Genomic DNA, 24,201 nt, shown 5'->3' with positions numbered 1-24,201 from the left:
TTAAAACTTTTCTTCAGTTTTTGTTATTTCTTCGAGATATTGTTCAATATCAGCAACTGCGTCCTCAAGAGCCGCTAAATCAATATTTGTCAAATCTTGATCGAGTTCTACTTCACTGAGACTATTAGTATGCAGTTGTGCTTGGGGGATTTCTTCATCCTCAATTGAACTTTCTTGTAAAATATCCTCCAACTGATCGAGGGATTCTTGAAATACTTGATCGGCGACACGGCGCTGTTGTGGCTGACTTTGCTCCATAATATTGACTTAAAAATCCTGATTTACTAAGCTAATTTTGATTGCAGTTCCTACAAATTTAAATTTTGCACTTATAACATCATAGTTGTGTATTCTTGATGTCAGCATTACCTGAAGGAAAAATCAATCATTTGTTTTTCATGAGAAGAATTAAGATTCATTACATGGCAAATAACAAACCATTTTTAGCTTGTAACACCTGGGTTTTGGATTTGCAAAAATTTGTCTAACATAACACTGGGAATTGGTCGTGGGCGCATTGTCTGTGCATCCACCCAAACCCATAGCGCCTCTGCCGTTACCAACAAATTTTCTTGGTTTTGTTTACGAATTTCGTAGCATCGCAAGGCACGAGTCCCGCGCATTTCCTTCAACCAGGTAGTGACTTCTAAGGTATCGCCTGCAACTGCTGGGCGTAAATAGTCAATTTCTACCCGCCGCATCACAAATACGCCACCTACTTGCCGATATACATCCAAAGTTAAGCCCAGGTATTCTGAATGCTCAATGGCTGCTTGTTCTAGATAATTTTGGTAGACAGCGTTATTTACATGCCCAAGGGCGTCCATCTCATAGTGTCGGACGCGTAGCAAAGTTTTGAAGGGTGGCATAGTTTAGTTGGTAGTACAGCACTATTTCTTACACTTCAATCTAAAATATCTTTTTTATCTTTGCATTTTCTAGGATTCTATAGTATAATGGTAACTTATGGCATCTGGAGAGGTGGCCGAGCGGTTTAAGGCGCAGACCTGGAAAGTCTGTTTAGGGAAACTTAACGGGGGTTCGAATCCCCCCCTCTCCGTTTTCAAACCTAGTCTAAATGTATAGTTTTAACCAGATTTATACAAATAGTCGGGTTCTTTAAAAAGCAGTATATTGCCAAATATATTTTTAAATTGCTTTGACAGTGCGTTAGCCTTCTCCCGAAAAGCTATCTTACAAACCAATATGGTTCTGTTAAGGCTAAAAACTAAAACACAACTAAAGTTTTCATTAGTTTTCATTAATACTTCTTTCCTCCTGCTGCCTATTGTTACATTTATTTATTTTTCACTCATAATTGAGCCATTTTGTAAAGTGGCCAAACTCCTACTTCACAATGGTGACAGGCTGGTGAACGGATCGGGTAAATTAAGATAAGTAAAGAAAACGTTTTGAACTAAATGGCAGCTCTAAGCTTAGAAGAAATTTCTACTCAGTTAGAAAGTCCGAATTTACGCGATCGCATGGTAGCCCTAGCCAATCTGCGTCATGTGTCTGCGGAGGATGCAGTTCCTTTGATTAAAAAGGTACTAGATGACGAATCTTTACAACTGCGATCAATGGCAATTTTTGCTCTGGGAATCAAGCCAACACCAGAATGTTATTCAATTTTGGTCAGAATTCTCGAAAATGACCCGGATTATGGCATACGCGCTGATGCTGCTGGTGCTTTAGGGTATTTAGGTGATGCCAGAGCCTTTGAGGTACTTTCACGGGCATTTTATGAGGATACTGATTGGCTAGTACGCTTTAGTGCAGCCGTTTCTCTTGGTAACATTAAAGACCCTCGTGCCCATCAAATACTTATTCAAGCATTGGATAGCAAAGAAGTAGTGTTGCAACAGGCTGCAATATCTGCACTGGGAGAAATTCAAGATATTGAGTCAGTCGATCAGATCCTGCGCTTTGCCCAATCAGATGATTGGTTAGTAAGGCAGCGTTTGGCAGAAGCTTTGGGAAATCTTCCTACTCCCAAGAGTGTCTCAGCTTTAAAATACTTGGAAAAAGACAATCATTTCAACGTTGCTGAGGCAGCCAGGATTAGCCTCAGGAAGCTTGAGGAAATAGCCAATCAAGCTTAATATAAAAGTTTCCTGCTAGCTTTTAATAATAATTAAGTGGGAATTTTATTCATGAATATTGAAGAGTTTTTTCAGTTAAGTTCTGGTAAATGGTTCTCTCATCGTACTAGTCAACATTTGGCTTTTAACCAATCTGAAGATAGCAAGTCTGACATTATCATTGAGACACTAGCACTAGATGATCCAAAAGTGATCAAACTGTGTCAACAGTACGAAATTAATCCTAGTTCCGCCTCTTGTGCTGCCAAAATTACTTGGAACGGCACAATGGAAAAAGATCAAACAAAACACAGTGGCTCAACTGTGTTAGTTTCTGTAACTGATCCAGATAATCCAGCTGAAGGTAAGTTACTGCGGGAAGTGTTTGATGCTGATAAAACTCCAGTTGCGGGACATTATAAATTTGACAGTGATGGTGCTTTAATCTTAACTATAGAGGATGAAACCATGTCGTTAGAGGAGCGCCTATGGTTTGCTAGCCCCAATTTACGAATGCGGGTAAATATCCTTAAGAGTTTTGGCGGATTTAGTATTACTTCCTTTACTTCTGAAATTCGCATGGGTGGTTTTCCACCAGCTGCGAAGGCTTCCGAGGCGGCTAATTCAGTATCGAGTTAGTTGGATAATAAAATATTCCCCTTGGAAGCAAGATACCTTATAAACGGTAGGCTCTTCGAGAGGGGGGACTGGAGTTTGTGAAAGCCTTTAAGTTTAGATTGTGATTTTCTGGCATTTGCGATCTTGCTGGTTAGCTAATGAATATTTCATTGAAAGCGACAGGAAACTCAATTCTCTTGAGTAGGTGGAGAGAGATAGTCGCCCCATTGCTTGGGGCACAGGGCATAGGGCATTGGTAAGTTCTTCGCCATCTTTTATTCCCCATGTCCAAAAACTCCATCCACAAGGGGATGGAGTTTTTTATGTATTATTCCTAGTGATCGCACTTTCCTAACTCCTCAAAACTCTAGCATAATCAGACATGCTTGCATCTTCAAAACTGATGTAAATCCTGCCAATGTCTAACGATGAATATGACACTTTGTGGAAAGAAGCTATAGAAACCTACTTTCAAGAGTGCATTGAATTTTTCTTTCCTGTAGCCGCAAAGGGAATAGACTGGAAGCGAGGCTATACTTTTTTGGACAAAGAGTTACAGCAAGTAGTTCGAGATGCAAAATTAGGGCAAAGATTTGTTGTGAAGAATTAGAGAACAGTTTTTGGCAAGAAGTGACTCTATATGAGGAGGAAAAAAAAATGCCATATATTACTAGCGTAGAAAAAAAGGGTATTGAACAAGGAAAAAGAGAAGGAAAAAGAGAAGGATTTATTGAAGGTATTGAAATGGGTTTTGAACTAAAATTTGGCAGCGAAGCGTTAACAATATTATCAGAGATTGTTCAAATACAGAACGTAGAGATATTAAGAGCTATTCTTACCAGTATCAAAACTGTGAATACTCTAGAATAACTCCAGCAAATCTATCAATAAATCACTATTCATACTCGACTGTAAAAAATAGCAATGTCTCAGACAGGATGCTATGTCTCTTTACACTCTTATTAATTTAATCTAATTGTCTGTTAATTTGATATATGAAGTTAAGTTAAGAATTATTGCAAAATAGTCAACAATTTTTGGGAATATCACCCAAGTTAATTAAAAGGTTTACGCCGAATGGATATTTTAATAGAATAATCTCATCAAAAGATTCGCAGAAATATAAATGGACTGGATTACACTACTGCGATCGCTACAGTCTGATTTTATTAAAAGGTTAACATCTGGTTCTCTGCTTCATTGTGAAACAGAAGGTCAATATAGTGAATTAACTATAATCTCTGGAGAAAGGTTAAAGGCACTACGGGAATTTTGCTGGTTGATGGCTGAGAAATACAAGCGTGTTTTACCAGTCCGTGACGTTTTTATTAGCTATCTTAAAGGAAAGTTGGGTGAGGAAGTTGTCAAAGAGCGTTTAGCTGATTTTATTACCGAAGTCGATTATGAAAAGCGATTCGGCGGCGATGGCAATATAGATTTTACGTTGACTTCTGACCCATCTATTGGTGTTGAGGTTAAATCTCGTCACGGTAGTATTGATAGAGCTAGATGGTCAATTAGTTCTGAAGAGGTTGAAAAAAATGCAGTTGTAGTTTGCATTTTGATTCAAGAAGATGTAAGTGAAGCACAATCTGAGTATCACCTTTTTTTGGCTGGGTTTCTCCCAACCCGGATGATTAAGTTGAAGACTGGTAAAATTTATTTTGGAATAGAACAATTACTGTATGGTGGTGGTTTATGGTGTTATCTAGAACAGTTACAATCTTCTATAAATAATTCTAAGCAACAACCACTAATTTACAAATATCTCCCGAAGCCGGAAATTGCATCTAAGCCAAATATTAATCAGTTGAGCAAATCTTATTTTAAACTAGAATATAGTGATGAATATTTAAATATACTTTATGTTAGATTAGGTGATGAATGTTTTGAAAAAGGAGAATATTCAAATGCGATCGCCAAATATAATCAAGCGTTACAAGTAAAATCTAGTAATGTTGATTTATATTATAAACGAGGTTTAGCTCATTATCAAATAGGAGATTATGAAGCTGCGATCGCAGATTATTCGCAGGCAATCCAGATAAATCTTCATGATGCCAAATCTTACAATAAACGAGGTTTAGCTTTCTCTCAATTGGGAAGATTAGAAGAAGCAATTAATGATTATACCCAAGCTATCAGCATTAATCCTAATGTTGCCGTGGCTTATAAAAACCGGGCTGAAGCTCGTTCCCATGTAGGAGATAACCAAGGAGCAATCGAAGATTATACTCAGGCTATTAAAATTAACCCCCATTATGCTGATGTTTATAAAAACCGTGGGATTGCTCGTTATTTATTAGGCTCTCAACCGGGATTTACCCAAGCAATTAAAATTAATCCTAAAGATGCCATAGCTTATAAAAAACGTGGTCATGCTCGTTCAGATTTAGGAGATTTTGAAGGAGCAATTGAAGATTATACTCAGGCAATACAGATTAATCCTAATTATGCAGATGCTTATTATAACCGTGGTTATGCTCGTTCAGATTTAGGAGATTTTGAAGGAGCAATTGAAGATTATACTCAAGCAATCCAGATTAATTCAAATTATGCAGATGCTTATTACAATCGTGGCAATATCCGTTTAGAAATAACAGATAAACAAGGAGCAATTGAAGATTTCCAAAAAGCGGCAGACATTTATCGTCAAGAAGGTAAGCTAGAAGCACTCAAAGATACACGAGAAATAATATTAAATTTAGAAATAGAAGAATCATTAGATATTTTAAACTTCTAAAAAGTTGAGCAATTCGGATAAATAGCAATTTTCAGTCTAATATCATGTCTGCATAATTAGTTATGATTCCCACAGCCATTACACTCCACCCGTTACCTCCTCCTCACTCGCGGGGAGGGGAGACGAAGCGTAGCTTTAGCAGGGTGGAGTTCTTCGGGTTTAACAAGTAATCAAGCAGACATAATATCAGAGAATATTTGCAAAGTATTAGGCGAATAGAATTCGCTATTACAAAATTGCTCCAGTCTCTTTCAAATAAACCCGCGTAAATGGTTCATCTTCACCCAAAGTATAATCTTCAATCAATCCTTTGCGACGAATAGAAATATTGTTGCCTTTTTTAATTACTACAGTCGAACTATCAAACACATCTCGCACCAACATCATCTCAGTTTCAGTGGGATTATCCAAAACGATCATATTACTACTGCGGTAAAACATACCCTCTTCATCTAGAATATCTTCCGCATACTCGGCAATCAGCAAATCAAGTTTTGGATGACGCAACAAAGTTTGGACGTTGCTGTTGTAATTTTTGCTTAATACTTTTTTGGAGCGATTTACAAAAACTGCATCACGACAAACAGCACCGATTATCCAGTTGGGATTTTGTAAAAGGATATGGTCAATTGTTGCTTGCAGTTCTTCAACTGAGATTTTATTAAAGGTAATAATTGGTATCCTAGAATCTGTACCTGACTCAAAAAAGGTTTCTAAGATATAAGAAGGCACATCAACGCTTTCACCAACAGAAGGTTTAAGATGCATTAAAACACCTGGTGCAGCATTGATTTCCAAGATAGCAAAGTTAGTGGATTTCCAAGATTCTGAGAGACTTTTCGTAATCACATCAATACCGAGACAAGTCAACTGGAAGTGTTGGGCAATATCTTGCGCCAAGATAATATTGTCATCATGAACTGTCTGGGTTGCATCGATGCTCATACCTCCGGCTGAAAGATTGGCGACTTTACGTAGATAAACAGTGCGCCCCTTTTCAATCACGCTGTCCAATGATAAACGCTGTTCCTCTAGGTAAAGTTCCATCGCTTCATCTATCTGAATTTTACTCATCGGCGAGGTAGGCGTGTCTAAACGTGCGGGCTTCCGGTTCTCTTGGCGGATTAATTCTGCAAGCGTTAAATAGCCATCACCAACAACCGATGCTGGACGGCGTTCTGTGGCGGCGACAAATCTGCCATTGACACACAACAAACGAAAATCTGATCCAGAAATACTTTTCTCAACAATTATCCGAGTTAGCTGATCTTCAGGAATCGCTGCCAGTGCCCTACTATAAGCAGCTGCAAGTTCTTTCGAGTCTTGCACGTCAGCTGTAACGCCAATTCCTTTGTGGCCTACCACTGGCTTAACTGCCACTGGGTAGCCAATTTGTCTTGCTGCTGCCAAGGCTTCCTTTTCAGTAAAGACGATATCGCCTTCAGGAACTGGGAAACCCAAGGTTTTTAAAAATGCCTTGCAGTCATCTTTGCGGGTGGTAAACTCTGAATCTAGATGGCTATCACAGTTAAATGTTGTTGCTACCCCCCGGACATGTTTTTTTCCTAAGCCGTATTGCATTAATCCTTCTTCCCACAAATGAAAGGCGGGAATACCTTTTTCGTAGGCTGTTCGCAATAGAGCGTAAACTGTAGGGCCACCATAGATAGAGGCGCGGAATTTATTTTGCAGCCTCACCAATTGTTCATCAAAATTAAAGTCTTCATCTTGGGTAATAGCTTCAAACCAATCCCAAACAAAATAAGCTACCTCTCTAGTTGTGCGTTCATGTAGTGATTGAACGCTAATCCGCACGAAATCTGGATATGGCTTGACACTCCAACGGTTAAGGTGCAAATCCATGTCCAGTTTTCCGACTTCGGATACAACTTGGGCAAATAGATGAGCATAAGATTCGTAGCTTTGGCTGCCTAGATTTGGATAGCGATCGCCAATCTTTACAATATAATCCTCAATGGGCAAAGGCTCTCTAGACTCAACTAGAGTAAAATCAAATACTAGCGCCCCTCTATCTAAATAGGGGTTGGGCCCAACATAATGCTTGAAGTTGAAAATATCGAATACATCCGTTCTTCTAGCATTAATGCGGACTAAATCACTGCTTTTTTGTAGAACCATTGATTACGAACCTTTGGCTAAACACCCTGAAATTTAAATGCTGAGTTCTGGTTACTCAGACTTATTGATTGTAAATTGATTCACATTAATTTTGGAGAGTGATGGCAAAGCCCTTGATCTAATCAGAACCCAGATTAAACCTATTAGTAAGCATTTTCAACTATCTCAAGGCATAATTAAACCCCCTTACCTCAGCAAAGAAAAAACTACAGTCAATTCATCCTCCTGAATAGTCAAATATATAACCTTTGAAAGGTACAAACCCAGCCAATAACTTGTATAAATAGATATAAGGTATTCAAAAGACAGCAAAGTTATGAATAGCACACAAGCTGCTCTAAGAGACGAGATTCGAGAACTTGCTGAGGAAGCTTTTCACCAAAAGCTGATCTCTGGGCATGGTGATGGCCCGGATATGAATGAGTATCAAATTGTCTACCAAGGCAAACCCAGGCATCTGCCACTGGAACAAGCACGTTTTTTCTTAACTAACTTGCTTTATAGAAGTCGCATTCATTAGGGCTTACCATCAGATATCTAATTGCACTCAATTAAAGTTAATACCGACTATTTTATAGCACGATAAATTTTCAATCGGCAATTAGCAATGCCTCTAGCAAATCACTCTAGAGGCAGTTGATGCTGTAAGTTTTATTAAGTCAACGAACGTTAATGAGGATAGTGAGGATAGTTATTTTTTTGTAAATTTTTAGAAAAATCTTTTGGTTTCATTGCGATGTTTAAGGACAAGCCCTTCTCTACGAGAGGCTGCGCCAACGGGTTCGGCAGCTCTCAACTGACGGAAACCGCCAGGACTGCGACTGCCTCACCGCTTTGCGTCTATATAAATATCAAAACTTCCTTCTATCAAGCGATCTACCAAAGGAATGATTTGATAGTTGGAATTGTCATGGTTTAGTAAAATTGATTAACTCAAATCAGGGGGCATCATGGTAGAAAGTAATGCTAAACGGCAGTTGGTAATTATTGGGGGAGCCGAAGACAAGGAAGGAGATTGCCAAATTCTGCGGGACTTTGTGCGACGCGCTGGGGGTACGAAGGCGTATATTGTAATCATGACGGCGGCGACAGAATTACCAAGAGAAGTGGGAGAAAACTATATTAGAATATTTGAGCGACTGGGAGCCGAAAATGCTCGTATTATTGATACAGAAAGCCGCGATGATGCTTCTTCATCTACTGCATTAGAAGCAATTCATAAAGCAACTGGAGTATTTTTTACTGGGGGAGATCAAGCTCGGATTACCAACATCCTTAAGGGCACAGAAATAGATACGGCGATTCATCAACGGTTTTCTGAAGGTGTAGTTATCGCAGGCACAAGTGCGGGAGCCGCCGTGATGCCAGACGTAATGATTGTGGAAGGCGATTCAGAAACACATCCTCGGATTGAAACTGTTGAAATGGGCCCCGGTCTTGGTTTTCTACCAGGAGTGGTAATTGACCAACATTTTTCCCAGCGCGGACGCTTGGGACGCTTAATTTCAGCTTTGATACTACAGCCTGCTGTTTTGGGATTCGGTATTGATGAGAATACCGCTATGGTCGTGACAGATAATCAAATTGAAGTTATTGGTCAAGGTGCGGTCACGATTGTTGATGAATCAGAAGCTACATACAACAATATGGACGAAATTTTGAAGGATGAGTCTTTGGCGATTTGCGGAGCAAAGCTTCATATTTTGCCGCATGGCTTCAAATTTGACTTGAAAACCCGTCAACCTATTCTAAATAATGGCTCTGTGGCAAATATGTCTGTAGCTGTTGGTTGAATCAACACCTAACTTTTAACAGATGCGTTTAAATTGAGTCAATAATTAAAAATCTAGGACTTACGCACGAGTTACGGAATAACGTAGACGCTGCATTGGCTTGCCGCAGGCTACCGCAGAGGCGCATAGAAGCCAGTGCGCCCTTGCGGTTAAGAGACTTGTTCGCTCTTAGCGTTCCCGTTCGTGCAGCGTCTTTGTCAGGAGAAGGGTAGCAACTGGCGCGACACGGAGAAATCGGAGTTTGAGAGATATTTTGCGTAAGTCCTATAATTGTAGATTACTGACATTTATTTCTTGAATATCCTCCCAAATACTCTCAGAAATAGCGGACATAGCACCGTATTGTTAGGAGGAAAGGGGGGATTTATTATTGATAAGCGATCGCAGTCGTGAGTGAAACTCAGGTATAAAAAACACTTGTGTGAGTTTGATACTGTACGAATGCATCGTGATGTGAAAGAAAGAAAATTTTAGGACTTACGCAAACTCAATGATTCTTGGCGTTCTTCTTTAAGGAGACGCCGCGCGTTGGCAGAAGCCTCTTGTAGAGAAGGCGGTTCGATAAAATAAGATTTTTAGCACTTTTTGCGTAAGTCCTAAATTTATTAAAGTGAATCCAATACTGCGTAGGTTTTGAAAATTTGTAGGTTGGGTTGAACTTTAGTGTTACCCAACAAACCTCTGAAAATGTTAGGTTTGGTTCCTCAACCCAACCTACATTAGAGTTATTTTTTAGGCTTAACCGAACACTATTAAGAGTGAATCTAGCAGATTTAACCGATAGCCCACCTAATACAAGGTAAATGATTGTGTTGTTTCTCCATCGAGGATGGACGTACAGATAAGCTAATGAGCATTTAAGTTGCATAAAAGCAAGGTTAGAGCCGCTTACTACAAGCGAATCAACCTGGAAAAATGAATGATGATTAGCTTACTATTTAATCTCGTCGCTCTCGCCAAATAGGCGGCTTTGGACTCTGACTTGCGTAGGTTAGCAAAAACCGCAGGCATTGCATAACAAATTGTACAAGTTTACGGAGGGCAAATCATCGCAAGAAGTATACTTGGGTCTTGGCTCAACCTTTCAAATTAAGCTTCCCCTCAAGCTTTGACCCATCTTGATGAGATAAAAATTTTTCACTACTGTGATAGCTTCTTCGCCATTTTTCCAGATGCTCTATAGATATTGATTTAGATATGACGTTCACGCCATTTCCTCGCCAAGCAACTTCTGCATCTGTTGTGAAAACCCCGCACTCTAATTGATCTAACCTTATATTCCAATATTCACTAAACCGGCCTTTCAAAGTAATAACTTGCTCAAATACCTTGTTTCTGTGTTTATTTCTTCTTTTTCTTTCAGTAGCTCCTGTTGCTTCTGTATCAATAAATTTAGTTTCAATTAAAAACAGGCTTCCTTTAAAGGTCTGATAGACAAAATCACACTTTCCTAAATCTGTATAATCTGAAATTGGAGATTTTTCAAATAACAGTAATTCAGCGCACGAGGGAAATAAGTCTTTAATATTCAGAAATAAATAAGCTTGCAGTAGAAGTTCCTTATCATAAGGAAATAAAATAACTCCTTCAAAAAATTTTTTAATATCCTCCTGAGTTTGGGGTTGAATGATTTTACAGTATGAAACAAATTTATGTAGCTCGTTCACGATCATCAAGTTCTAACTCCTTCCCCCGGTCGCAGCCTTAAGGGTCTTAGCATAAAAATATACCATTACCTCAAGGAAATCATCATCCGCATAAGTAACTAAAAAAACGATTAAAAGCCTGAATACTTAAGCTATTTTACTGTTGACAGTTCAGTAAAACTAATCACTAAGCGATTTTTTACTAAGCTGCTTTTCAGTAATGGTAGACTTTTCACCTCTGGCTTTAGATACCAGTCAGCGATTTGAGATGAGCAGGAAAACTGGCATTTTGCAAAGCTTGAACGGCTATTCTAGAATCTTGTACGCAAAATTGCCAACCCAAGCGAACAAGTTTTCGAGAATTTTCAGTTTGTATAATTCCAATTACTGGCATTTTTGCCTTTTCTTTATCTCCTGACTGTTCTTGCAAAATTATTTTTAAGCGATGTAGTTCATCGATATTACCTGCTTGCTGGGGATTTAATTCCACCATTACCATTTGTACTGTTTCCACTGGCTCTGCATCTTCAAGAATAAATTGAGTTTGCTCGTCGCGTCGATCTACTTTTCCCCAAATAATCAATCTAGTGTCAACTTGGAGTAGGGAACTAATGCGTTCATAGATTTTAGGAAAGACTACAGCTTCTGATTGTGTAGTGAGGTCTTCTATTTGCAAAATTGCCATTTGATCGCCTTTTTTAGTAACTACTTTTTTGACGTTATTCAACATGACAACTGCACAAAGTCTTGTTTCTTCCCTTTGCTCTCCCATTTGCGAAAGGTTAATTGGAGTCAAAAGTGGTGCTATTTGCCGTAAGCATTTCAATGGATGATCTGATACATAAAATCCTAATAATTCTTTTTCCATCTGCAACTTTTTCTGTGGTGGCAAGTCCATCACAGGTTTAGATTTTGGAGCAGTTTCAAAGGCATTATTTGCTCTTTTGGTGGGAGTAGAAGAAAATCCGTCACCTAATAAATCTAAAAGATTTCCTTGACCACTAGCTCTGTCTTTAGCGCGAGATTGTGCCCAATCATACACTAATTCTAAGTCGTTAATTAACTGTTGACGGTTGGGTTCAATTTTGTCAAAGGCTCCACAGTAAATCAACGATTCCAGAGTCCGGCGGTTAACAGCACGTAAATCCACGCGATCGCAAAAATCAGCGAGAGATTTGAACTCTCCTGTCTCATTTCTTGCCTCCAAAATACAGGCGATCGCACTCTGTCCTACGTTACGCACCGCCGAAAATCCAAATAGAATCTTTCCTGCCGTTGGCGTAAAATCAACGCCAGAACGATTAATATCTGGCGGATCTATGGAAATACCCATATTTGTACAGTTAGTAATATATCTCTGTACCTTATCGGTATCGCCACTGTTAGCCGTTAACAGCGCTGCCATATATTCTAGTGGGTAATTAGCTTTTAAATATGCTGTTTGATAAGTTACATAACCATAGGCAGTCGAATGGGATTTATTGAAACAATTGGAAGCTATTAACCCATTTTTGATTGCAAAATTATGGTCATGTTCAACCCCAATGTCATAAACACTTTGTTTTCCTAAATATTTGCGCGTGACTATTTTAATCATCCTAGCTTACCCTCAAAAAATTTTTTCCCAAATTGATCAAATGATGACAATTGTAATTTTTGTAATACCATAACAAAAAGTTATATCATTATAAAACACTGCTATACTGTTGCACAAAAATAGTCAAAATATATCAATCTTTTGTCAAACCATTAGATAGACAGTTAAAAGCTATACAATTGCTGTTTTAACGCTTATTAAACCGTTCCAATACATATTAATCCACTTAATCAGATGCCTGGAGAGTGGGGAAGAAGCAGGGGAGCTCTTCACGGGGGAGAAAAATTTTACAAGAGAAGGCAGTTCTTGCTGGAGAAAAGAAGTATTAATGAAAACTTTAGTTGTGGGTATAAAGCTTACTAGTATAAAAAGATTTATGTTGATAGCGCAGTGTTAGCGAGTCAGACACTCCTACGTCGCTAACGCAACGCTTACGAGCGTCACGGAAAGTGCCCTCTTCTTTCTGCCCCCTGCTTGTGCCTTTGCCTCTATCCAATGCCTAATGCGTCAGTTACTATCGTTGAAAAGCAACTCAGTATGAGAGGGTGTAGGTAGGTGCAAGTCGTGTTGATCGTATTTTTAGTGGTGGTTGTGGGATTGTTTGTGGTAGTCGAGATCGGACTGCGATCGCTTTTTGGCTTTGGTAATCCCCTGATTTACATTGGCGATGAGCAGGTTGGTTATTTATTGGCTCCTAACCAGCGTACCCGTCGTTTTGGTAATCGCATTGAAATTAATGAGTATTCTATGCGAGGTAGTCCGATTAAGAAGACATCTGCGCCTTCTGGGCTGCGAATTTTACTCTTAGGCGATTCTATTGCTAATGGTGGCTGGTGGACGGATCAGACTAATACAATATCCATGATGATGATGCGTTCTTTGGCATCATCCACTAATAGTAATTATCAGGAAGTAGAAGTGCTAAATGCTTCAGCTAACTCTTGGGGGCCAAGGAACGAGTTAGCTTATTTAGAGAAGTTTGGCAATTTCAATGCTCAAGCGATAGTGTTATTAATTAATACGGATGATTTGTTTGCAACTGCTCCCACTTCTTTACCGATAGGACGCGAGCGCAACTATCCCAATAGTAAACCGCCCTTAGCATTGGTGGAAGTGTGGCAACGTTATATCGTCAAGCAACAGCCAATTCCTGAAATGAAAGCAGTGCAAAATGAACCAGGCGATCGCGTAGGGATTAATTTGGAGGTGATCGGCAAAATTCAAGCTCTGACTCGTCAAAGTAACAGCCAATTTCTCCTAGCCATGACTCCCTTACTGCGAGAAATTGTTGAACCAGGCCCCCGCGATTACGAAATTATTGCACGGCAGCGCTTGAATGATTATACTAAAGCCCAACAAATTAACTATATAGACTTTTTACCGACATTCAATTCAACTACCAACCCTCAAGCTTTGTATCACGACCACATTCACCTCAACTTAGAAGGTAACAAATTTGTCAGTGAAGTTATGGAGCGATCACTTTTAGAAATTTTAAGGGAGATACCACTTCCTCAAAGTTACTAAAGTTGTCAATTATATCCAAAAAAAGCTTCGTATTGAGGGATTTGTCGCTCAATTTCAAGTGCCTATAAAGGACTTCCAAATAAAAAATATCCCATCGTTTTAGAGGCAGGGTGGAGCGGGCAGGAGGCAGGGGAAAAGAAAGTCGTAGTGAAGTCCATAAATTGGATAATTTATTTTTGGAGTTCCCTAATCAATGACTCGAATTTGTTTTAATGAAGCGATACAATTCAAATCTACTTATCCTCGGCATTACTACATCAATAGCGTTCGCATTTGGCTTTTCTTCTAAGATTATTCTTAGAGCTTCTTTCGCACTGGTCGTTTTAATAATATTTTACCCCTAACTGTGAGATAACGACCAACTAATTTTAATTCGATCAGACAATATTTTCTAACTAAAATAGTAGCGATTCAGGTAATACTCAACCTGAAATATCCAAAAAATATCTTGGAATTTATAGTATTATTTTTTAAATTAAGAAATTAAACAATATGTTGAAATATTATTTTTAGTAAATCTCCTTGTGAAAAAGGCTTAGTTAAATAACCTGATGCTCTAACTATCTTAGCTTTAGCTCTATCTATAAATCCTAATTTTTCTGACACCATAATCACAGGTGTATTTTTAAAATTTGAGTGTTTACGTAGCAAAGAGCAGAGTTCATATCCATCCAAATTCGGCATTGAAATATCCAACAAAATAATGTCTGGTTTCGTGTGAACAATCTGCATTAAAGCCTTTAAAGAATCGGTGACTCCCACAACAGAAAATATTTGCTCATCTAAATAACTTTTAATAGTATTCAATACAGTAAGACTATTATCAATACAGAAAATTGTGTAGATTTTTTTGTCAGCAGATGGTTGAATGATTCGTTGACCTCTATATTCATTGGTATTAATAGAGTATTTTAGTGGCTTATAGCCGTTTGTTGTAGACGAGTTTGGTGTACTTTTGCTTTTAGGTTTTAGCTCATTTATTTTGAATAATTCTGAGGGGTCTGATTGAGAAGTTGGTGATGTCTGACGATAAGCCGCTTCCCTTCGGGGTGTTTGACATTGTTCAACTAGTAAGCGGAGATTTAGATGGCAAAACTTTGGCATGTCATCCAGAAAGCTTTCAGGAATAAATTCATAACTCCCCTCGTCTAAGTTCAGAAATGACTCTAGAACTTCTAGCGCCAATTGCTCTATCAGTATCGCCGCTTGAGAGGGACTGATATATTTCTGATTGACTAACCAACAAATAGCCAAATAATCTGGGTTTGGTATGGCCTGATTTTCAACACCAGTTTCAAATATCGCCCGCAACTGTTCGTGAATTTCATGAGGAAGAGTAGAAATTTGCTGACTCAAGCGTTGCAAATTTCTGTAGAGTGGCTCAAACATTTTCTCTGAGTAGCAGGCATAAATTAGTTTACCCTCGTCTACATATATTGACCAAGAGCCTGATGTGCTAAATACCTGCAAACAACCAGTAACCGACTTACCAGTGATTTTTTTCAACAAAGATAAAGGCTGAAGCTTTTGGAAGAATCTGTATCTACTAATCGGAAGTGTCTTCATTGGGATGGCTTTGGAATAAAATTAACATTTGTTTGCACGTAAAATTAGTAAATTACCTTTTCGGAATTCACTGCGACTTTATTGGAAGCACTATCAGATAAATATAGCGGTCACATTTGAGTTAGTACAGAGATTCCACACCCCCCAACTCTTAATTCACCAATCTCTGTTAAGCTATAAAGCACGAGTTACAAATAAACCAATCCATGTTATTGCCCAATAGCAAAATGGCCTGATTGGTTGCCAGGATATAGTATTTCAAAAATTAGATTGGTTTTCTGTATCTTTCGCTAATCTAGCCAATCTAAGAGTAACTCAAGTGCAACGCATAGACCATTGGCTCTCGCCCATCAGTCACAAAAGCATCATTGTTATCCGTATTAAGCGGTCTAAAATTATAGATACTTTAGTTCTAGTGCCAAAGTTGTTTTGCCCCTGATGACTAAAGTCAAAAACGACCAAAATCTACTGTCATGCAAATGAAAATAGCTCTTTTTCAAGGCTTTTAAGCGTTAAATCCACGCTGACGAACTATGTTTTTGCAGTCGTGACGAAAGTCGTCGGGCACTTTTGCTAGAAGTTTATTCTTGAGAGTAACTTCTTCAAGAGAAAACGTATTATTAGAAACTAAGCATTAAAAAAGTTAAATGCCTTACTTAGGTTTGTGTTAGGTTTGTGATTGTAGAGCAACCCTTAGTGTTGGGATTGGGTAAAATTATCACTTGCACAACAAGAATGGTAAACCTCCTACCAATGGATGAGTTAGCTGGTAATTGCCACCATGATGGTGTGTGGTGAGATGCAACAGGCAACCAAATTAGCAGAAGGGAATCTCTTCATAATTACTGGAGACGGTTTCTGAGGTTGTGTAGGGCTAGATAGTCACCTTGCACAATTTGAAGTGACAAATTCAAGAACTTGCAGCGAAATTCTTGATTGCTAGTAGATACCTGCAAAATAGCTCTTTTCAGCTAGATGGTAGATAACAAGTAAGTAACCACTAAAATTCAGATTACTATAATTTTCAAAAAAAGTTAGCATAAATATACAAACTTCATGATAAATCAATAAAGGAAACATGAAAACTAATTAATATTATTTTTCAGTATTTATTTTATCGGATGTCCGGGAAGGCTGAGAATGTACAGTTAAAGATAATTTTGTATATTTATAGCGGTTCTTAGTTTAAGCTGTCGTGCCTACAAGTTGTACTATTTTTATTGTCAAAAAAAGCTGCAAACCCTCTCCCTTGTTCCCAGCAAGAACTGCTCCCCTGCGGCCTCAATGTGCTTGCTTAAATGCTTAACAGCTTAGTAGGTACAGAACCTTGCTCGTCGAAAATCTCAAGTTTTAAAAGTTACAAATATAAATAGAAAATTGTCCCCAATCGCATTTATCCATAAGGGATTTTTAGCAGAAAGACGCAAAGAATTACTTTGCGTCTTTTGTGTGAGATTTAGAAGTGGAAAGTCTCACTGTTAAAATTCTCCATCTATTTAAAATTGCTCCCGCCAGCACCAGCTTAAAAGTGTACCACCTGCCACCAGTTTAACTATTTCCAGTATCCAATAACCGCCGTGCAGTATATTCATTGTCGATGGAATAGCAGCAGCAGCTTCAAATAGGTTGAGTTGAACTCCTATAGCGCACATCTGCGGAGTTAAGAAATAGGTGTCAAGCACAGTTATAGTTAACAGCAGCACAGATAAAACAATACTGCCAATACTCCAGTGATATCGGGTTTTACTTAAAGCTAGCGCCCCAGTCAGGACTATCGCAGCAGATAGTAATTCCATCCGATTAAAGTTCCAAAAAATCGTATAGCCTGCTGTCGTAAAACCAGCTTGGCTCATCATGCCAGAAAGATAAAGGCTAGGCATAATTACCCAGTCTAAAACTAGACTAGCACTGAGCCAAAAGCCCAAAGTCAATATGATGGCGGTTTGCCAAATTGGTCGCTTGAATTCAAAGTTAGAAATAGCAGTCATAAAATAATTGCGTGTGTTGTATTTCTTTAGTTTGTAACTTTACTAGCAGTTTGACAAGAAATATCAACTAACCTTTACAAAGCGATCGCTCTTAAATTTTGACTCAATCCCAAGATTTTTGACTATGTTAAAAAATATTAAGATTTTTTAAAAGTAATTTAAATAAATTTTGACTGTTAAAAATACTCAATTTTTTATGTCGAAAGCAACTAAGCGATCGCGGCAACTGGAATGATAAATGATAGGTTTAAGTTTAAATTAATACACAGACAGATTGCCAAAATCCTTAATTTGTTACAGCCTTCTGCTTTCTAAAGCATCCACTGTGGCTTCAGTAAGTCAGTAAAAAAGAAAATTTCAATATCAATATATATTTCAATTCAGGCCTTGCAGAACAGTGGGATGAATCGGGGTAAGGTGGCGTTGCAGAGGAGGCACAGGGAGACTTTTGGAAGTTGCTAAATTATTCCGCAACTATACAACGCCAGCCAGTCTAGTAGAGATTTTGATTTTAAACAAGACGAATTTTTTAATACTATATTATATCACTTTTAAATAAATTAATTTCGTCTTTCTCTAAAATATCTATCTTTAGACATAGCTTTTTAAAAATTTCTTCCTATACAGTACACTTCGCATGGTGGATTGACTTAAATCTATTTACATATGTTATGATTTGTGTTGTAATTTTAATTTAGTCAATGGAAAATTATTTGCTAAATTAAGCTAAAATAGCGTAATTTAGAACATTCAAGGCAATTCAAGCAAACTTAGAAATTTTTAATAAAAAACCATTCCTTAAAAAAAGTTAAAGTTTTGTTACTAGTAACTGAGATATTTTTAACTTCTGAATCTTTAGAAGTTACCAAAGTAGGTATGTTGAATACTAAACAGTAACTTGAGTGAATGAAAAAAGAATTCTACTGCCATTCTGAAGAGAGTGTAATGAGTCATATTCGTTTTTAACCATTTTATGGTTTAAGACTAATACTAAAAAATAGTTAGTTGAGAATTAATCATGCCTGTAATCTCAAATTTCCGCCTGGAGATAGACAATATGATTAGTTTATTAAGATAAGACTTTTGCAAAGTCTAATGGTTGTAAAGTTACTAAAAACAAACAGAGGGGGGTTAATAAAAATTAAGATAAGCTTCCCAAAACTCCACTGTTATTATCAAGCAAATAGAATATGGCGAGTTGAGCAATATAAGGTTTTATACTGATGTTAAAAAAAAGCGAACTAACGATTAATCAGGGTTCTAATCTCAAATTTAAGCTTGGAGATCAACGATACGATAAGTTTTCTAGATTAGAATTTTTGTGGAATCGTACAGTTGGAAAGCCATTAAAATTAAACTATAGTGGAATAAACCTCAATTAAGATAAATTTTCCTCTTACTAAAGTTAATAATCCTGAAATAAAGAATGCAAGTATTATGGCGAAATCTTGCTAATGGGACTAGTTAAGAGGCTATCTTAAATTAAAGACTAGCCCACCTACAGAATTTACTCCAATGAATGGTATTGTTTAATAACATTGCCAGTCAGAAATATAAGTAATCTTTTTTATTGAAAGCTCATTTAAGGATGTCTTTAATCTCAAACGATAAAGAGCATTATTTACTGCTGGCATACATTAGGGTAAATCGGAATTATTACCGAAATCTCACAATTTTTTGAATTTGAATAAGGTCAACACACATGAATAAAGTTCAAGCATCATTTGAAGCTACAGAAGCTGCGTTTCACGTACAAGGTTACGAAAAAATCGATTTTAGTCTTGTCTATGTGAACGGTGCATTTGATATTGAAAACAAAGAAATCGCAGATAGCTATGCAAAATTTGGTCGCTGTCTGACTGTAATTGATGCCAACGTCCATGAACTTTATGGCGATCAGATAAAGTCATATTTTAAACACTATGACATTGAACTGACAGTATTTCCAATCATTATTACAGAGCCAGCTAAAACCCTGGCAACTTTTGAAAAAATTATTGACGCTTTTTCGGACTTTGGCTTAGTTCGTAAGGAACCAGTCTTAGTTGTCGGCGGTGGTCTAATTACTGATGTGGCTGGGTTTGCTTGCGCTTCCTACCGTCGCAAGAGTAACTACATTCGCATTCCTACCACGTTGATTGGTTTAATTGATGCAGGTGTAGCAATTAAGGTTGCAGTTAATCATCGTAAGGAAAAAAATCGCTTGGGAGCATATCATGCACCTTTGAAAGTAATCTTAGATTTCTCATTCTTGAAAACCTTGCCAACGGCTCAAGTTCGCAATGGGATGGCAGAGTTAGTGAAAATTGCTGTAGTGTCTAACTCGGAAGTCTTTGAACTGCTATATGAATATGGCGAAGAACTGCTTTCCACTCACTTTGGATATGTGAATGCAACACCAGAAATTAAAGAGATTGCCCATAAAGTCAACTACGAGGCAATCAAAACCATGCTGGAGTTAGAAACTCCTAACTTGCATGAAATAGACCTTGATCGCGTCATTGCCTACGGTCACACTTGGAGTCCTACCTTAGAATTAGCACCTCAGATACCCCTATATCACGGTCATGCGGTCAATATAGATATGGCTTTGTCTGCAACCATTGCAGCACAACGGGGTTATATTTCCACAGAAGAGCGCGATCGCATTTTAGACTTGATGAGCCGTATCGGTTTATCACTCGATCATCCTCTATTAGATGGGGATTTGCTCTGGTATGCTACCCGATCTATAAGTTTGACACGAGATGGCAAACAACGCGCAGCCATGCCTCGTCCAATTGGTGAGTGCTTCTTTGTCAACGATCTGACTCGTGAAGAACTTGATGCGGCCTTAGCCGAACACAAAAGTCTTTGTACTAAATACCCTCGTGGCGGAGAAGGTGTTGACGCATACATTGAAAGTCAACAAGCCAAGCTAGTAGGGGTCTGAAAATATGACCAGTGTTGTAGGACGAGAAACAGCTAGACCAATAACGCCACATAGCATCTTAGTAGCCCAGCTACAGCAAACCCTCAAATTGGCACAAGAGAACAACATTCCCGTAGAGATATTAGATTCTTTAAGGCAGGGTGTTCAATTAGCGGCGGGTTTAGATCCCTACTTAGATGATTACACCACCCCCGAATCGAGCGCATTGACAGCATTGGCGCAAAAAACTAGCAAGGAAGACTGGAGCAAACGCTTCAGCGATGGTGAAACAGTGCGTCAACTAGAGCAGGAAATGCTCTCAGGACATTTAGAAGGACAGACATTGAAAATGTTTGTTCATATGACCAAAGCAAAGCGCATTCTAGAAGTAGGAATGTTCACAGGGTATTCAGCCTTAGCAATGGCAGAAGCATTACCAAATGATGGGCAACTTATCGGTTGCGAAGTAGATCCTTATGTTGCTCAATTTGCTGTTCGTTGCTTTAGTGAGTCTCCCCACGGCAACAAAATCGTTGTGGAAGTAGCACCTGCCCTAGAAACACTCTACAAGCTGGCTGCGAGAAAAGAAGTATTCGATCTGATCTTCATTGATGCAGATAAAAAAGAGTATGTAGAGTACTTCCAAACGATTTTGGATAGTAACTTACTGACTCCCGACGGTTTAATTTGTGTGGATAACACTTTGTTACAAGGACAAGTTTACCTACCACCCGAACAACGCACCGCTAACGGTGAAGCGATCGCTCAGTTCAACCGCATTGTCGCCGCCGATCCTCGTGTCGAGCAAGTTCTGTTACCCATCCGAGATGGTATAACTCTAATTAGACGCGTAGTGTAATAAAGTTTGTAGAGACGTTGCAATGTAACGTCTCTACAATAAACACAAAGGAAAGACTTATGGGACAATCAATTTCTTTATCTCTGCCTCAATCCCCAACTTCATCAACGGGTGTTAGGGTAAAACTAATAGCTTTATTCAAGACTCTCGGTACTCTGACATTATTGCTAATAGCCTTGCCATTCAATGCTTTGATAGTGTTGATATCTTTGTTGTGGGGCATTGTGCGTTCGCCGTTTACGAAAAAAGCTGTCGTATCTGCTCATCCTCAGACGATCTTGGTGAGTGGAGCCAAGATGACTAAAGCATTGCAACTTGCCCGCTCTTTCTATGCCGCAGGGCACAGAGTTATTTTAATTGAAGGTCACAAATACTGGTTGTCTGGGCATAGATTTTCAAAAGCGGTGAGTCGTTTTTATACAGTTTCGGCTCCGCAATCAGACTTAGAAGCCTATATTCAGGCGCTAGTAGAAATCGTTAAAAAGGAAAAGGTTGACGTTTTTGTACCTGTATCCAGTCCTGTATCTAGCTACTATGAATCTTTAGCAAAGGCTGCATTATCAGAATACTGCGAAGTTTTCCACTTTGATCCAGATATAACCAAGATGTTGGATGATAAATTTGCCCTTACTGATCGGGCGCGATCACTTGGTTTATCTGTCCCCAAATCTTATAAAATCACAGATCCTCAACAAGTTATCAATTTCGATTTTAGTCAAGAAACTCGTAAATATATTCTTAAAAGTATTGATTACGACTCCGTTCGCCGCTTAAATTTAACCAAACTTCCCTGCGATACCCCAGAAGAAACAGCAGCCTTTGTCAACAGTTTACCCATCAGTCCAGAAAGACCTTGGATTATGCAAGAGTTTATTCCTGGTAAGGAATTATGCACACATAGTACAGTGCGGGATGGGGAATTAAGATTGCATTGCTGTTCAGATTCTTCTGCGTTTCAAATCAACTATGAAAATGTTGAAAATCCCCAAATTCGTGAATGGGTACAACACTTCGTCAAGAGTTTGGCACTGACTGGGCAAGTTTCTTTCGACTTTATCCAAGCCGAAGACGGTACAGTTTACGCCATTGAATGCAATCCCCGAACCCATTCGGCAATTACAATGTTCTACAATCACCCCGGTGTTGCAGACGCCTATCTTAATAAAACCCCCCTACCTACACCTCTGGAACCCCTAGCAAGTAGCAAGCCCACTTACTTTATATATCACGAAATCTGGCGACTAACTGGTATCCGTTCTTGGAAACAATTGCAAACATCAGTTAATACTTTAATGCGGGGAACTGATGCCATTTATAGTCTTGATGACCCCATACCATTTTTGACTTTACATCATTGGCAGATTCCCTTGCTTTTGCTGAAAAATCTCCAACAACTTAAAGGATGGGTAAAAATAGACTTCAACATTGGCAAACTGGTGGAATTAGGTGGCGATTAAAATAATTCGTAATACTCGCCTCCGGCGAGAAGCAAGCTACGTAATTCGTAATTCGTAATTAACCACTTTTTGATAGAGAACTGCTATACGTAACCTTTACTAATCACAAAGGTAGATAATAGCACTTTCCTCGCTTGCTCTTAGAGAGGGGGTTGGAAGTGTGGTTCTTGTACCTCACAAGGGCCGAGAACCGCTATATAAATTATAACAATATATAAGGAAGATGAATCATGCCAGTACTTCGTATCCTTCATTTAGTTGGGTCTGCATACAATAATTTTTACTGTGATTTGTCACGCCTTTACGCCCAAGACTGTTTGGCAGCAACGGCAGATCTATCGCACTATGACTTTCAGATTGCATACATCACACCCGATCGCCACTGGCGATTTCCTCCCTCCCTCAACCCTGAAGATATTGCTGACACCAAACCAATAACTCTGTCTGATGCCATACAGTTTCTAACAGCACAAAACATTGACATCATGTTACCACAAATGTTTTGTATTCCTGGAATGACTGAATACCGCGCTTTATTCGACTTGCTGAAGATCCCTTACATCGGCAATACTCCAGATATCATGGCAATAACGGCGCACAAAGCCAGAACCAAAGCAATTGTCGAAGCAGCAGGGGTAAAAGTGCCTCGTGGAGAAGTGCTTTGCCAAGGAGACATTCCAACAATTACACCTCCAGCAATCGTCAAACCTGTAAGCTCCGATAACTCTTTAGGGATGGCCTTAGTCAAAGAGGCTAGTGACTATGACGCTGCTTTGAAGAAAGCATTTGAATATGAAGATGAGGTGATCGTGGAAGAATTCATCGAACTCGGTCGAGAAGTCAGATGCGGTATCATTGTCAAAGACGGGGAGCTAGTGGGTTTACCCCTTGAAGAGTATCTGTTAGACCCCCACGAAAAACCCATCCGCAGCCATGCTGATAAACTCAAACAAACGGATGATGGCAACTTGGGTTTTGCTGCTAAAGATAATAAGAAGTCTTGGATCGTAGACCCCAACGACCCAATCACCCAGAAAGTTCAGCAAGTGGCTAAGAAGTGTCATCAGGCTTTAGGCTGTCGCCATTACAGTTTATTTGACTTCCGCATCGACCCAGAGGGAGAACCTTGGTTCTTAGAAGCCGGCTTATATTGTTCTTTTGCCCCAAAAAGCGTGATTTCTTCTATGGCTAAAGCAGTGGGAATCCCTCTAGATGAGTTATTAATCATGGCTATTAATGAAACGTTAGGCAATAAAAAAGCGTTACAAAATTGATA

General features: G+C 38.7%; 19 protein-coding genes and 1 tRNA gene. 13 read left to right on the top strand and 7 right to left on the bottom strand.

Annotated elements, in window-relative coordinates; translation table 11 throughout:
* Complete coding sequence (locus V7L20_RS04650; protein ID WP_334742937.1) at positions 1-258, bottom strand: hypothetical protein; 258 nt, start codon at positions 256-258, stop codon at positions 1-3.
* Positions 259-443: 185 nt separating this feature from the next.
* On the bottom strand, positions 444-869 hold the full coding sequence (locus V7L20_RS04645) for an acyl-CoA thioesterase (protein WP_334742936.1): 426 nt from the start codon (positions 867-869) through the stop codon (positions 444-446).
* A gap of 106 nt (positions 870-975) precedes the next feature.
* Between V7L20_RS04645 and V7L20_RS04640 the strand changes: the two genes are divergently transcribed.
* The 6 genes from V7L20_RS04640 (at position 976) to V7L20_RS04615 (ending at position 5,442) form a co-directional block, all read left to right on the top strand.
* Positions 976-1,060, top strand: a tRNA-Ser gene (locus tag V7L20_RS04640).
* 361 nt (positions 1,061-1,421) lie between these two features.
* On the top strand, positions 1,422-2,102 hold the full coding sequence (locus tag V7L20_RS04635) for a HEAT repeat domain-containing protein (protein WP_334742935.1): 681 nt from the start codon (positions 1,422-1,424) through the stop codon (positions 2,100-2,102).
* Positions 2,103-2,153: 51 nt separating this feature from the next.
* Positions 2,154-2,720: a phycobiliprotein lyase gene (locus V7L20_RS04630; RefSeq protein WP_334742934.1), complete on the top strand. Its 567-nt coding sequence runs from the start codon at positions 2,154-2,156 to the stop codon at positions 2,718-2,720.
* 397 nt (positions 2,721-3,117) lie between these two features.
* Positions 3,118-3,309, top strand: coding sequence for a hypothetical protein (locus tag V7L20_RS04625; RefSeq protein WP_334742933.1), 192 nt, complete (start codon positions 3,118-3,120; stop codon positions 3,307-3,309).
* 47 nt (positions 3,310-3,356) lie between these two features.
* Positions 3,357-3,569 carry a hypothetical protein gene (locus V7L20_RS04620; RefSeq protein ID WP_334742932.1) on the top strand — a complete coding sequence of 71 codons (213 nt, stop codon included), beginning with the start codon at positions 3,357-3,359 and terminating at the stop codon, positions 3,567-3,569.
* Positions 3,570-3,825: 256 nt separating this feature from the next.
* Positions 3,826-5,442: a tetratricopeptide repeat protein gene (locus V7L20_RS04615; RefSeq protein ID WP_334742931.1), complete on the top strand. Its 1,617-nt coding sequence runs from the start codon at positions 3,826-3,828 to the stop codon at positions 5,440-5,442.
* A gap of 228 nt (positions 5,443-5,670) precedes the next feature.
* Here the strand turns inward: V7L20_RS04615 and V7L20_RS04610 are convergent, their stop codons facing one another.
* Positions 5,671-7,581, bottom strand: coding sequence for an ATP-binding protein (locus V7L20_RS04610; RefSeq protein WP_334742930.1), 1,911 nt, complete (start codon positions 7,579-7,581; stop codon positions 5,671-5,673).
* Between the two features lie 316 nt (positions 7,582-7,897).
* On the opposite strand from V7L20_RS04610, the gene V7L20_RS04605 reads away from it, so the two are divergent.
* Positions 7,898-8,101, top strand: a complete 204-nt coding sequence (locus tag V7L20_RS04605; RefSeq protein WP_229483945.1) for a hypothetical protein — start codon at positions 7,898-7,900, stop codon at positions 8,099-8,101.
* Positions 8,102-8,531: 430 nt separating this feature from the next.
* Positions 8,532-9,374, top strand: a complete 843-nt coding sequence (locus tag V7L20_RS04600; protein ID WP_334742929.1) for a cyanophycinase — start codon at positions 8,532-8,534, stop codon at positions 9,372-9,374.
* Positions 9,375-10,450: 1,076 nt separating this feature from the next.
* On the opposite strand, the gene V7L20_RS04595 is transcribed toward V7L20_RS04600, so the two are convergent.
* Together V7L20_RS04595 and V7L20_RS04590 are read right to left on the bottom strand one after the other, a co-directional pair.
* Complete coding sequence (locus V7L20_RS04595) at positions 10,451-11,047, bottom strand: hypothetical protein (RefSeq protein WP_334742928.1); 597 nt, start codon at positions 11,045-11,047, stop codon at positions 10,451-10,453.
* A 217-nt stretch (positions 11,048-11,264) separates the two neighbouring features.
* Positions 11,265-12,617 (bottom strand): helix-hairpin-helix domain-containing protein, encoded by a 1,353-nt coding sequence (locus V7L20_RS04590; RefSeq protein WP_334742927.1) that lies wholly within the window; start codon positions 12,615-12,617, stop codon positions 11,265-11,267.
* A gap of 555 nt (positions 12,618-13,172) precedes the next feature.
* Between V7L20_RS04590 and V7L20_RS04585 the strand changes: the two genes are divergently transcribed.
* Entirely contained in the window at positions 13,173-14,144 is a 972-nt protein-coding gene (locus tag V7L20_RS04585) for an SGNH/GDSL hydrolase family protein (protein WP_334742926.1), read from the top strand.
* 483 nt (positions 14,145-14,627) lie between these two features.
* On the opposite strand, the gene V7L20_RS04580 is transcribed toward V7L20_RS04585, so the two are convergent.
* Both V7L20_RS04580 and V7L20_RS04575 read right to left on the bottom strand, forming a co-directional pair.
* Positions 14,628-15,710, bottom strand: a complete 1,083-nt coding sequence (locus V7L20_RS04580) for a response regulator (RefSeq protein WP_334742925.1) — start codon at positions 15,708-15,710, stop codon at positions 14,628-14,630.
* 1,496 nt (positions 15,711-17,206) lie between these two features.
* A complete protein-coding gene (locus V7L20_RS04575; RefSeq protein WP_334742924.1) occupies positions 17,207-17,698 on the bottom strand; it encodes a hypothetical protein in 492 nt (163 codons plus the stop codon).
* A gap of 1,702 nt (positions 17,699-19,400) precedes the next feature.
* On the opposite strand from V7L20_RS04575, the gene V7L20_RS04570 reads away from it, so the two are divergent.
* The 4 genes from V7L20_RS04570 (at position 19,401) to V7L20_RS04555 (ending at position 24,199) form a co-directional block, all read left to right on the top strand.
* Positions 19,401-20,630, top strand: a complete 1,230-nt coding sequence (locus V7L20_RS04570; RefSeq protein ID WP_334742923.1) for a sedoheptulose 7-phosphate cyclase — start codon at positions 19,401-19,403, stop codon at positions 20,628-20,630.
* A 4-nt stretch (positions 20,631-20,634) separates the two neighbouring features.
* Positions 20,635-21,468, top strand: a complete 834-nt coding sequence (locus tag V7L20_RS04565) for an O-methyltransferase (RefSeq protein WP_334742922.1) — start codon at positions 20,635-20,637, stop codon at positions 21,466-21,468.
* A gap of 59 nt (positions 21,469-21,527) precedes the next feature.
* Positions 21,528-22,925 (top strand): ATP-grasp domain-containing protein, encoded by a 1,398-nt coding sequence (locus V7L20_RS04560; RefSeq protein ID WP_334742921.1) that lies wholly within the window; start codon positions 21,528-21,530, stop codon positions 22,923-22,925.
* Between the two features lie 230 nt (positions 22,926-23,155).
* A complete protein-coding gene (locus tag V7L20_RS04555) occupies positions 23,156-24,199 on the top strand; it encodes a D-alanine--D-alanine ligase family protein (protein WP_334742920.1) in 1,044 nt (347 codons plus the stop codon).
* Positions 24,200-24,201: the final 2 nt, after the last annotated feature.

The organism is Nostoc sp., from assembly GCF_036916735.1.
Taxonomy (GTDB): domain Bacteria; phylum Cyanobacteriota; class Cyanobacteriia; order Cyanobacteriales; family Nostocaceae; genus Nostoc.
Note: the sequence above shows the minus strand (reverse complement) of the source record. Positions and strands in the feature narration are given on the sequence as shown.